We start from the raw sequence: 11401 nt of genomic DNA on the forward strand, positions 1-11401 counted from the left end.
GTGGCCGATCCGATCGAACAGTTCGAGATTCACGCCCTTCCGGGTCTGGACTTCGGTGAAGTGACCCTGCCGGTCGTCGGCACGGTGCACCTTGCCGTCACCAATTCGCACGTCGCCATGACGCTGGCCTTCCTGTTGGTCGTCGGCTTCCTGACCCTCGTCACCTCGAACGCCAAGATCGTTCCGGGCCGCTGGCAGGCGGCGGGCGAACAGCTCTTCGGTCTGGTCGACGGCGTCACCGGTTCGATCATCGGCCACGAGGGCCGCAAATATTTCCCGTTCGTCTTCACCCTGTTCACCCTGGTCCTCGGGATGAACCTGCTGGGGATGTTCCTGACCTTCACCGCGACCTCGCAGCTGGCCGTCACGGGCACCTTCGCCCTCCTGACCATCCTGCTGGTCATCGGCATCGGCTTCGCCAAGCACGGCCTGGGCTTCTTCGCGCTGTTCTGGCCGACCAGCGCGCCCCTGCTGATTCGCCCGGTCGTGGGCCTGATCGAGTTCCTGTCGTTCCTGCTGCGTCCGATCACCCTGGCGCTTCGTCTGTTCGGCAACATGCTGGGCGGCCACATCGCCCTGAAGATCTTCGCCGGCTTCGTCGTCTCGATGGGCGCGCTGGCCGCCGCAGGCGGTCTGGGCCTGCTGGGCCTGCCGGTCGCCGCCCTGTCGATGGGCATGGTGGTCGGCCTGACCGCCCTCGAGTTCCTCGTGGCCTTCCTGCAGGCCTTCGTCTTCGCCGTTCTGGCCAGCATCTATCTCAACGATGTGGTCAACCTGGGCCACGGCCACTAAAAGCCCGCCCAGCTTTCCTCCAAACCATCCTGACTGAATAAGGACACTCATCATGGAACCGACTTCCTTCAAATATTTCGGCATCGGCCTGGCCACCCTGGGCATGCTCGGCGCCGGCATCGGCGTGGGCAACATCTTCGGCCAGTTCCTGGCCGGCGCCCTGCGCAACCCGTCGGCCGCCGCTTCGCAAGTCGGCAACCTGTTCGTCGGCGCCGCCCTGGTTGAAGCCCTGGGCATCCTGGCCTTCGTTCTGGGCATCTTGGCCTGGCTGGGCTGATCCAGCGATCACGCTGAAAACGGCGGCGTGAGCGGGCTGGAAAGCCTGTTCCGCCGTCGTCGCCTTTTCCAGACCCAACGGACTCCTGATGGCCACCACTCCGATTGACCCGCACGCCGACGCTCACGCGACGACCGAGGCCGAAGGCCACGGCGGCGGAGGCGGCCTGCCGCAGTTCGAAACCCAGCACTGGTTCGGGCAGATCGCCTACCTGCTGGTTCTGTTCCTCGTCCTGTACCTGCTGATCAGCAAGGTCTTCGCGCCGCGCTTCCGCCGCGTGATGGACGAACGCGCCGACACCATTTCCAGCGCCGTCGCCACCGCGCGTCAGGTTCAGGCTGAGGCCGCCGAGCAGGCCGCCGCCGCCAAGGCCGACGTCGCCCGCGCCCGCACCGAAAGCCGCGCCACGGCTGTCGCCGCCGCGACGCGCATCGCCGAAGAAGCCGGCGCTCGCAAGGCCGCCGAAGAGGCCGCCGTTTCGGCCCGCATCGCCGAGGCCGAGGCCGCGATCGCCAAGACCCGCGACGCCGCCATGACCAACGTCGGCGCGATCGCCAATGACACGGCTTCGGCCATCGTCGAACGCCTGACCGGCAAGGCCCCCACGGCCGCCGAGCTGGCCGCCGTCAAGGGAGCCGCCTGATGCCTCACTTCCTCGATCCGCATATGTACAGCCTCGACAACCCGGAGCTCTGGGTTGCGATCGGCCTGCTGATCTTCGTCGGCATCCTGATCCTCGCCGGCGTGCCCAAACTGGTCGCCGGCCAGCTGGACCTGAAGGCCAACACCATCCAGGCCGAGCTCGACGAAGCCGCCCGTCTGCGCGCCGAAGCCGAGGCCCTGCTGGCCCAGATCCGCGCTGAAAAGGCCGAGGCCGAGGCCCAGGCCGCCGCCATGCTGAAGGCCGCCGAGGACGACGCCCGTCGTCTGGAAGCCGAAGCCAAGGTCAAGCTGGAAGAAGCCATGACGCGCCGTCAGGCCCTGGCCGAACGCCGCATCGAGCAGGCCGAGGCCCAGGCCATGGCCGACGTGAAGGCCGCCGCCACCGATCTGGCCGCCAGGGCCGCCGAGCAGATCCTGACCGCCCGCGTGGCCGGCCAGACGACCGATCCCCTGCTCGACGCCGCCATCGGCCAACTGGGCGGCCGGCTGAACTAGATCAGGCCGCGTCGGGTCGAAAAGGCGAAGCCTTTTGACCGCGGCCCAACAAAAAAGGCCCCGCCGGTTCGGCGGGGCCTTTCTCGTTCAGTGCGCCGGGGCGGCGTTGACGACCGGGTGAAGCTTTTCTCGCCTCACCAGCCGCCCGTAGACATTGCCCAGCACGATGCCGAAGACGGCGTGGCTGGCGATCATCCAGGCCAGGGTGCCGAAGCCCGCCCGCATGAAGAACATGCCGACGCCCATCAGCGGCGCCAGGAACAGGCCCATCAGGATGAAGGCGCCCACCGCGAACAGGATGCCCTTCGACTCAGGCGTATCCGTCGGCAGTCTGGGACACAGGATGGCGAACAGCGGCCCCAGCACCAGGGTGCCGACGACGATGTGGGCGATCCATCCCACCGCCGGTGTCTCCGGCATTTTGAGAGCATAGGCCAGAAGCTGGGGGAAACTGACCGCCCAATGGCCGACCGTCGCATTCACGGCCTCAAGAATCGAGACCGTCACAGTGGCCGCAAAACCCGCGACCAGACCCTTTTTTACGCGTGACATCATGACCAGAGCGCCTCCCAACGCTTGTTTCGGTTCTTGATAACGCGAGGCTGAGCATACGCCTGTCCTGCCGAACCGCGTTCACATTGCCGTGCACGGAGCGGGGCTCAGGAGAAGTGGACGCCGGTCAGCTGCTCAGACGCGGCCCACAATCCGGCGGCGACGGCGGTGTCCAGCGCCTGGGGGCGGATGTCGGCCGGTCCCGGCGGCCCCTTCAGGTCCTGCCAGCCCTGCGGCCCATAATAGCCGCCGGGGGTCACGTCGGGCGCTGTGGCGGCCATCAGGGTGGGCAGGGCGCCATCGGCCGCCGAGTGACTGACGAGGCGTTCCAGCAGGCGGGTGACGCCACCAAACAGGCTTCCGCCGCCCTGCGCCGGGCCGTTGGCGATCAGGTCGGTGCGGGCGAAGCCCGGATGGGCCGCGACACTCGTCAGGCCCCAGCCGTTGGCGTCGCTGCGGCGCTGCAGCTCGATGGCGAACATCAGCATCGCCAGCTTGGACTGCTGATAGACCGGCCAGGCCTTGTAGCCCCGGGTGTAGTTGAGATCGTCCAGCCGGATCCGCCCACCCTTGTGCGCGATACTGGCCAACTGGACCACCCGCGCCCGGCCCGCCGTCAACAGGGGCAGCAGACGGGCCGTCAGGACGAAGTGGGACAGATAGTTGGTCCCGAACTGCATCTCGTGGCCGTCCGCCGTCGTCTGGCGGGTCGGCAGGGCCATGACGCCGGCGTTGTTGATCAGGATGTCGATGGGCCGCCCCGCCGCCAGCATGCGGTCGGCGAAGGCGTGCACGTCGGCCAGTCGGGACAGGTCGACCGGTTCGAACCGGATGGCCGCGGTCGGGTGGCGGCTGCGGATTCGGTCCATGGCGACGGCGCCCTTGGCCGCATTGCGCCCGGCAAGCACGACCTCGGCGTTTGCGCCGGCGAGGGCCTGGGCCGTCTCCAGCCCGAGGCCGCCGGTGGCGCCGGTAACGACCGCCAGCTTGCCGGTCAGGTCGGGAATGTCGTCGAGGGTGAAGCGCGTCATGCCGGACATGTCGGCGACGACGGGCTTCACCGCAAGTCGGGTAGGCTATTCCGCCGCGATGTTGGAGCCTTCCGGCGCGGTCCAGCGCAGCACCGGCGAGCGGGCGGCGCGGGTCTCGTCCAGACGACGCAGGGGGGCGTGGAACGGAGCCCCCTTGAAGCGGTCGACATCTCCGGCCTTCGCCGCTTCGGCCAGCAGGCGCATGGCGTGGATGAAGCGATCCAGTTCGGCCTTGGACTCCGTTTCCGTCGGCTCGATCAGCATGGCGCCGTGGACGACCAGCGGGAAATACATGGTCATCGGGTGGAAGCCCTCGTCGATCATCGCCTTGGCGAAGTCGAGGGTGGTGACGTCCGTGCCCTTCAGCCACTCGTCGTCAAACAGGGCCTCGTGCATGCAGGGGCCGTCGGGGAAGGCCGCTGACATCAGGTCCGACAGGCGGGCCTTGATGTAGTTGGCGTTCAGCACCGCATCCTCGGCGACCTGGCGCAGGCCGTCCGAGCCGTGGCTCATCATGTAGCTGAGGGCCCGGGTGTACATGCCCATCTGGCCCTGGAAGGCGCACAGCCGGCCGAAAGCCTGAACGGCCTCGTCCTCCTCGCGCTCGACCAGGCGATAGCCGTTGTCGTCATGCACGACCCACGGGGCCGGGGCGAAGGGGGCGAGAGCTTCCGACAGCACGACCGGACCCGCGCCCGGACCGCCGCCGCCGTGCGGCGTCGAGAAGGTCTTGTGCAGGTTGATGTGCATGGCGTCGACGCCGAGGTCGCCGGGACGGACCCGGCCGACGATGGCGTTGAAGTTGGCGCCGTCGCAGTAGAAATAGGCGCCCGCCTCATGGGTCAGTCGGGCGATCTCGATGATGTCGCGCTCGAACAGGCCGCAGGTGTTGGGGTTGGTCACCATGATGGCGGCCACGTCGTCGCCCAGCTTGGCGGCCAGATCGGCCACATCGACACGGCCGTCTTCGGTCTGGGCGACCTCGACCACAGTGTAGCCGACGAAGGCGGCCGTGGCCGGGTTGGTGCCGTGGGCCGAGGTGGGCACCAGCACCTTGCGGCGCTGCTCATGCTGGCCGCTGGCTTCATGGGCCGCCCGAATGGCCATCAGGCCGCACAGCTCGCCGTGCGCGCCGGCCTTGGGCGAGAGGGCGACGGCGGGCATGCCGGTCAGGGTCTTCAGCCAGTGGGCGAGGGTGTCCATCAGCTCCAGCGCGCCCTGCACCGTCGATATCGGCTGCAGCGGGTGGATGTCCGAGAAGCCGGGCAGACGGGCCATCTTCTCGTTCAGGCGCGGGTTGTGCTTCATCGTGCACGAGCCCAGCGGATAGATGGCCAGGTCGATGGCGTGGTTCTTCTGCGACAGGCGCACGTAGTGGCGCATCGCTTCGGGTTCCGACAGGCCGGGCAGGCCGATCGGATCCTTGCGGACCAGATCGCCCAGATCCGAGGCAGAACCCTTGGGCTCCGGGAGGTCGACGCCGGTCTTGCCCCAGCCTTCGCCCTCAAAGATCAGGTGCTCGTTCTGGAGAAGACCGCGGGCGCCGGTCAGGGTCGCCGGCTTTTCGGCCACGGCGTTCGGGGTGGTCGGGCGGCCGACAGTGTTCATGGTGCTCATCGTTCTGTCTCCGCTCAGGCCGCCAGCACCTTGCCGAGCGCTTTCGCCAGCAGGGTGATGTCAGTGTCCAGGGTGGTTTCGGTCGCGGCGACCAGCAGGACGTCGTCCAGGCCGGCGTCGGGCGCCAGGCGGCTGTAGGGCACGCCGGCCAGAATGTGATGGCTCGCCAGGGTGTCGACAACCTCGGCGGCGTTCTTCGGCAGACGCACCGCGAACTCGTTGAAGAAGCGCGGGGTCAGGATTTCGACGCCGGGGATCGCCGCCAGCGCATCGCGGGTGGCGACGGCCTTCTCGTGGTTCAGCAGGGCCAGCTTGCGAAGCCCCGTCTCGCCCAGCAGGCTCATGTGAATGGTGAAGGCCAAGGTGCAGAGACCCGAGTTGGTGCAGATGTTCGAGGTCGCCTTGTCGCGGCGGATGTGCTGTTCGCGGGTCGACAGGGTCAGGACGAAGCCGCGCTCGCCGTCGGCGTCCACCGTCTCGCCGGTCAGGCGACCGGGCATCTGGCGGATCAGCTTTTCGCGCGTGGCGAACAGGCCGACATAGGGACCGCCGAAGTTCAGGGCGTTGCCGATCGACTGGCCTTCGGCCGCGACGATGTCGGCGCCCATTTCGCCCGGCGACTTGAGCAGGCCCATCGACACGGCCTCGGTGACCACCACGATCAGCAGGGCGCCGGCGGCGTGGGCGGCTTCCGCGATCTTCGTCACATCGGTGGCGGTGCCGAAGATGTTGGGTGTCTGGACCACCACGCAGGCGGTGTCCGGGCCGATGCGGGCGATGACGTCCGCTTCGGCGTCGACCGCCGCCGGAAGGGCCTCGGTCTCGACGCCCACGGCGTGAACCACGGTCTCGGTGGCGCGGACGTAGTGCGGGTGGACGCCGCCCGAGATCACCGCCTTGTTGCGGCGGGTCACCCGGGTGGCCATCAGCACGCCCTCGGCCATGGCGGTCGAGCCGTCATAGAGGCTGGCGTTGGCCACCGGCATGCCGGTCAGGTTCGCGACCTGGGTCTGGAACTCGTACAGGTACTGCAGCGTGCCCTGCGCGATTTCCGGCTGATAGGGCGTGTAGCTGGTCAGGAATTCCGACCGCTGGATGATGTGGTCCACGGTCGCCGGGACGTGGTGCTTGTAAGCCCCCGCGCCGCAGAAGAAGGGCACCGTACCCGCCGAGGCGTTCTTCGCCGCCATGGCGCCGAGTGCGCGCTCGACCTCGAGTTCACCCGCCACGCGCGGCAGGTCGACGAAGCCCTCACGGCGCGCCGCCTGGGGCACGTCCACGAACAGGTCGTCGATGGATTTCGCGCCGATGGCGGCAAGCATCGCCGTACGGTCGTCGGGGGTCAGGGGCAGGTAGCGCATGGGGAACTCCAGGCCGGGGAGAGCGGCCGCGCTGACCCGCTGACTTTGAATCAGCGGGTCGCAACGTCATTTCAGAGGGTGGCGAGGAAGGCGTCGTAGGCGGCGCGGTCCATCAGGGCGTCCAGTTGCGCGGCGTCCGCGATGCGGATCTTCGCGAACCAGCCTTCGCCTTCAGGGTCGGCGTTGACGGTTTCCGGGGCCGAGGCAAGGGCGGCGTTGCCTTCGACCACGTCACCCGACACCGGGGCGTAGACGTCCGAGGCCGCCTTGACGCTCTCGACCACGGCGAAGCTATCGCCTTGGCTGACGGTCTTGCCGGCTTCCGGAGTCTCGACGAACACCACGTCGCCCAGGGCGTCAGCAGCGTGCTTGGAAATTCCGACGGTGGCGATGTCGCCGTCGAGGCTGACCCACTCGTGATCCTTGGTGAACTTCATGGTCTGATCTCTCAGGCTTTGGGTTTGCGGTAGTAGCGCTGCGCCACGAACGGCATGGCGATGACTTCGGCGGCGGCGGACTTGCCGCGCACCACGACCTTCAGGTCCGTGCCCAGTTCGGCGAGAGCCGGCGGCACGTAGCCCATGGCGATGTTGCGGCCCAGGGTCGGCGAGGGGCCGCCCGAGGTGACCTTGCCGATGATGTTGCCGTCCGGATCGGCGATCTCGGCGCCTTCACGGGCCGGGGCGCCTTCCTTGACGCTCAGGCCGACGCGGACGCGTGCCGGGCCGTCGGCCAGTTCCTTCAGGATGCGTTCGGCGCCGTTGAAGTCGGCCCGCTCCTTGCGGGACTTCGACAGGGCGAAGGTCAGGGCGCCTTCCACCGGGCTGGTGGTCGGATCAATGTCGTGCCCGTGCAGCGGCAGGCCGGCTTCCAGACGCAGGCTGTCGCGTGCGCCCAGACCGATCGGTTTCACGCGGGCGTCCTTCAGGATTTCGGTCCAGATGCGCTCGGCGTCGGCGGCCGGGACCGAGATTTCGTAGCCGTCCTCGCCCGTGTAACCCGAGCGCGAGACGTAGCAGTCCACGCCGAACAGCATCAGGCGGGCGCAATCCATGAAGCCGAAATCGCCGAACACCGGATCGTGGGCGGCCATGACTTCGGCCGCCTCCGGGCCCTGGATGGCGATCAGGGCGCGGTCAAGAACCGTCAGTTCCGCATCGCCCTCAAGGTGGGCGGACCAGAAGGCGAAGTCCTCGTCCTTGTTGCCGGCGTTGACGACCACGAACAGGCCGTCGTGGTCGGGCTTGCCGGCCATCAGGTCGTCGATGATGCCGCCCTGCTCGTTGAGCAGCAGGGAGTATTTCTGCTTGCCGGCCTTCAGGATCGCATAGTCCCCGGGCACGAAGCGCTCGAACTGGGCGATGGCGTCCTCGCCGGTGATCTTGCACTGGCCCATGTGCGAGACATCGAACAGGCCGGCGTGTTCGCGGGTCCAGCGGTGCTCGGCCAGCACGCCTTCGTACTGGACCGGCATGTCGTAGCCGCCGAAGCCCACCATGCGGGCGCCCAGCGCGCGGTGCGCGGCGTTCAGGGGCGTGGTCTTCAGGGCTTGGTCGGTCATGGATCAGACTTTCGCGGTCGCGTGTTTTGGCGGTAGCTCCGCCGTCCTCGCGCCCCCGCTGTCCTGAAGCCTGAGAGATTCCGGCGCCCTCGGTGAGGCCGCCCTTGCTCCGTCGGCGCGCCCGTTAGAGCGACTTTCCAGCGTCCGTGTGCTTTCGCGGTCCGTTTGCCTGAGCGTTTCCGGGGCGGTTGCGCCTTCGGCTCCGGGCCCGCCTGGACGGTCCCGATCTCTCCCGCGAGAGCCCCGTTCCAAGACCCCGACTCAGCCTTGAAGTCAAGCTGGACCGAACGGAACCGGTCCGCTTGCCCACGGTTGGCCTGCCCTGACGTACAAACAGACCAAGGACAGCCTCCCCATGTCGATCCTCGACAAGATTTTCGGTAACGACGACCAGCCTCGCACGACCCCGGCCAAGCCGGACATGATGATGCAGAAGGTGCTCGACACCCTCGCAGACCTCGGCGGCAAGCCGATCGAGACGCTGAGCCCGGAAGAGGCCCGTCGCCAGCCGACGCCGACCGACGCCGTGAAGAAAATCCTGCGCGAAACGATCAAGGACGAGGACCCGACGCTGGGCATCCAGACCCGCGACATCATGATCGACGGCGCCGCCGGTCCGCTCCAGGCCCGCGTCTACAGCCCCGAGCGCGACGGCGACGATCTGAAGCCGCTGGTCGTCTATTTCCATGGCGGCGGCTTCGTGATCGCTGACCTGGACGTGTATGACGGCGGCCCGCGCGGCGTGTCTCGCTTCGCCGACGTCGTGGTGCTGTCCGTCCATTATCGTCAGGCGCCCGAGAACAAATTCCCCGCCGCCCATGACGACGCGGTCGCGGCGTACAAATGGGCGCTGGCCAACGCCCAGTCGATCGGCGGCGATCCCCGCAAGGTGGCGGTCATGGGCGAGAGCGCCGGCGGCAATCTGGCGATCAACGTCTCCATCGCGGCGCGCGATCAGGGTCTGCAGGCCCCGATGCACCAGGTTCTGGTCTATCCCTTGGTCGGCAATGACCTGAACAACGAAAGCTATGTCGAGAACGCCACGGCCAAGCCGCTGAACAAGCCGATGATCGAATGGTTCGTGAAGCACACCTTCGCCAGCGAAGCTGAAACCGCCGATCCACGCGTCAATGTGGTGGGCGCCGCCGATCTGTCGCGCTTGCCGTCGTCAACGGTCATCACCGCCGAGATCGACCCGTTGCGCACCGAGGGCCAGCAACTGGCCGAGAAGCTGGAGGCGGCCGGCAATGATGTGCGCCACAAGACCTTCAACGGTTCGACGCATGAGTTCTTCGGCATGGGACTGGTCGTCCCCGACGCCGCCCTGGCCCAGAATCTCGCCGCTCACGATCTGAAGAAAGCCTTCGGCACCGCGATCCTGCCGATCTGAACCCGCCCTCTGGGCCAGAACGCAAAAGCCCCCGGTGCGACACCGGGGGCTTTCTCGTTTGGACCAATGAGAGGCTTACGGCTCTTCGGTGATGATCAGGGCGCCCGACGCCGGATTGTCGCCATAGGTGCCGATCCAGACATCGTAGACGCCGCTTTGCGCGTCGCGGAAGATGACCTGGGCGTCGCCGTCGCCCCAGCTGTCGTCATCACAGTGCCAGGCGCCGTCGGGACCGTTGATCACCAGGGTGGTGTCCTCTCCCGAACGGGTACGGAAGGCCAGCGGCAGGCCGCCGCCGGTATAGGTCAGCTGGAAGTCCGGTGCCGTGCTGATCTTTCCGACACAGCTGCCGCCCAGGCGCGCGGCGTCGATGCTGCCGCCGGCAACGACGTCCACCGAATACGGGTCAGGCCGGAAGCCCGCCGTCAGGCGATGCTCGCCGAAATTGGCGGTCAGGCTGGCGTCCTGCGCATTGGCAGGCATGGCGGCGGCGGTCAGGGCGCAGGCGAGCGCCAGCGCAGAAAGGCGTTTGATCATGAAGTTCCCCTCTCAAGCGGCGCGTGTGCCGCAGCTGTCAAAGTGTTCGATAGCGTACACTAACCTGCCAGCGCCTGAACTCCAGAAGAATGGTGACGCTTGGCGCGTCAGGCCGCGGCGTAGGCGCGGACTTCAGCGACCCGTGCCGCCTTGTCGGCGTCGTTCAGGAAGCTGCCCTCGAAGCTGTTGATCGCCATCTGCGTCACCTGCTCGCGGGTCAGGTTCACCGCCTCGGCCAGTCGGGCGTAGTTGGCGTTCACATAGCCGCCGAAATAGGCCGGGTCGTCCGAGTTCAGCGTCACGTGCAGGCCCCGGCGCAGCATCTCGGGCACGGGGTGGTCCTTCAGGTCGTCGACGACGCAGAGCTTCAGGTTCGACAGCGGACAGACCGTCAGCGTCATCTGCTCGGCCGCCAGTCTCCGGATCAGACTCTCGTCCTCCATCGACCGGTTGCCATGGTCCATCCGGTCGATGTGCAGCAGGTCCAGCGCCTCATGCACATAGGCGGGCGGGCCTTCCTCGCCGGCGTGGGCGCACAGCTTCAGGCCCAGCTCACGGGCGGCGGCGAAGACGCGCACGAACTTTGACGGCGGATGGCCCACCTCAGACGAGTCCAGCCCGACCCCGACGAAGTGGTGGAGATAGGGCTTGGCCATATCCAGGATGGCGAAAGCTTCCTCCTCCGACAGATGGCGCAGGAAGCTGAGGATCAGGCCGGAGGTGACGCCCAGTTCCGCCTTCGCCCGGTCCATCCCGGCGATCAGCCCCTCAACCACCACCCCGAACGGAACGCCCCGGTCGGTGTGGGTCTGCGGATCGAAGAAGATTTCGGCGTACCGGACAGTGTCGGCGGCGGCGCGCTGGAAATAGGCGAAGGCCAGATCCTCGAAATCCTTGCGCGTCAGCAGGACATTGGCCCCGGCGTAATAGATGTCGAGAAAGTCCTGCAGGTTCGAAAAGTCATAGGCCGCCCGCACCGCCTCGACGCTGTCGAACGGAATGGCCACGCCGTTGCGCTGCGCCAGCTCGAACATCAGCTCAGGCTCAAGACTGCCCTCAATGTGCAGGTGCAGTTCGGCCTTGGGCAGGCCGGCGATATAGGCGTCGAGCGACATGAAGCTTCTC

The 11401-nt window shown here is 67.3% G+C and carries 13 protein-coding genes and 2 riboswitches; of the genes, 5 read left to right on the forward strand and 8 right to left on the reverse strand.

Going from position 1 to position 11401, the window contains the following annotated elements; all coding sequences use genetic code 11:
• The 4 genes from ACW174_RS09925 (at nucleotide 1) to ACW174_RS09940 (ending at nucleotide 2227) form a co-directional block, all read left to right on the forward strand.
• Entirely contained in the window at nucleotides 1–792 is a 792-nt protein-coding gene (locus ACW174_RS09925) for a F0F1 ATP synthase subunit A (protein WP_492014268.1), read from the forward strand.
• Between the two features lie 52 nt (nucleotides 793–844).
• Nucleotides 845–1069, forward strand: coding sequence for a F0F1 ATP synthase subunit C (locus ACW174_RS09930; RefSeq protein ID WP_492014269.1), 225 nt, complete (start codon nucleotides 845–847; stop codon nucleotides 1067–1069).
• Nucleotides 1070–1157: 88 nt separating this feature from the next.
• Entirely contained in the window at nucleotides 1158–1712 is a 555-nt protein-coding gene (locus tag ACW174_RS09935; RefSeq protein ID WP_492014270.1) for a F0F1 ATP synthase subunit B family protein, read from the forward strand.
• On the forward strand, nucleotides 1712–2227 hold the full coding sequence (locus ACW174_RS09940) for a F0F1 ATP synthase subunit B (RefSeq protein WP_492014271.1): 516 nt from the start codon (nucleotides 1712–1714) through the stop codon (nucleotides 2225–2227). Before ACW174_RS09935 ends, ACW174_RS09940 begins: the two co-directional genes overlap by 1 nt.
• Nucleotides 2228–2314: 87 nt before the next feature.
• Here ACW174_RS09940 and ACW174_RS09945 read toward each other — a convergent pair whose 3' ends face one another.
• From ACW174_RS09945 to gcvT, 6 genes are all read right to left on the reverse strand, one after another.
• The gene (locus ACW174_RS09945) at nucleotides 2315–2782 is read right to left on the reverse strand and encodes a DUF6789 family protein (RefSeq protein ID WP_492014272.1); all 468 of its coding nucleotides are present in this window, start codon (nucleotides 2780–2782) and stop codon (nucleotides 2315–2317) included.
• A gap of 104 nt (nucleotides 2783–2886) precedes the next feature.
• Nucleotides 2887–3840: an SDR family oxidoreductase gene (locus tag ACW174_RS09950; protein WP_492014273.1), complete on the reverse strand. Its 954-nt coding sequence runs from the start codon at nucleotides 3838–3840 to the stop codon at nucleotides 2887–2889.
• A 15-nt stretch (nucleotides 3841–3855) separates the two neighbouring features.
• The gene (gene gcvPB / locus ACW174_RS09955) at nucleotides 3856–5427 is read right to left on the reverse strand and encodes an aminomethyl-transferring glycine dehydrogenase subunit GcvPB (RefSeq protein WP_492014274.1); all 1572 of its coding nucleotides are present in this window, start codon (nucleotides 5425–5427) and stop codon (nucleotides 3856–3858) included.
• Between the two features lie 14 nt (nucleotides 5428–5441).
• Entirely contained in the window at nucleotides 5442–6788 is a 1347-nt protein-coding gene (gcvPA, locus tag ACW174_RS09960) for an aminomethyl-transferring glycine dehydrogenase subunit GcvPA (protein WP_492014275.1), read from the reverse strand.
• A 71-nt stretch (nucleotides 6789–6859) separates the two neighbouring features.
• On the reverse strand, nucleotides 6860–7225 hold the full coding sequence (gcvH, locus tag ACW174_RS09965) for a glycine cleavage system protein GcvH (protein ID WP_492014276.1): 366 nt from the start codon (nucleotides 7223–7225) through the stop codon (nucleotides 6860–6862).
• An 11-nt stretch (nucleotides 7226–7236) separates the two neighbouring features.
• Complete coding sequence (gcvT, locus tag ACW174_RS09970; RefSeq protein WP_492014277.1) at nucleotides 7237–8349, reverse strand: glycine cleavage system aminomethyltransferase GcvT; 1113 nt, start codon at nucleotides 8347–8349, stop codon at nucleotides 7237–7239.
• A gap of 56 nt (nucleotides 8350–8405) precedes the next feature.
• Nucleotides 8406–8492, reverse strand: a riboswitch (glycine riboswitch).
• Nucleotides 8493–8496: 4 nt separating this feature from the next.
• A riboswitch (glycine riboswitch) is annotated at nucleotides 8497–8594 on the reverse strand.
• 110 nt (nucleotides 8595–8704) lie between these two features.
• On the opposite strand from gcvT, the gene ACW174_RS09975 reads away from it, so the two are divergent.
• On the forward strand, nucleotides 8705–9739 hold the full coding sequence (locus tag ACW174_RS09975) for an alpha/beta hydrolase (RefSeq protein ID WP_492014278.1): 1035 nt from the start codon (nucleotides 8705–8707) through the stop codon (nucleotides 9737–9739).
• Between the two features lie 75 nt (nucleotides 9740–9814).
• Here ACW174_RS09975 and ACW174_RS09980 read toward each other — a convergent pair whose 3' ends face one another.
• Nucleotides 9815–10276 (reverse strand): peptidase S1, encoded by a 462-nt coding sequence (locus tag ACW174_RS09980; protein WP_492014279.1) that lies wholly within the window; start codon nucleotides 10274–10276, stop codon nucleotides 9815–9817.
• A 107-nt stretch (nucleotides 10277–10383) separates the two neighbouring features.
• Nucleotides 10384–11391: an adenosine deaminase gene (locus tag ACW174_RS09985; RefSeq protein ID WP_492014280.1), complete on the reverse strand. Its 1008-nt coding sequence runs from the start codon at nucleotides 11389–11391 to the stop codon at nucleotides 10384–10386.
• Between the last annotated feature and the right edge of the window lie 10 nt (nucleotides 11392–11401).

This window comes from Brevundimonas sp. AVps31 (assembly GCF_058681355.1).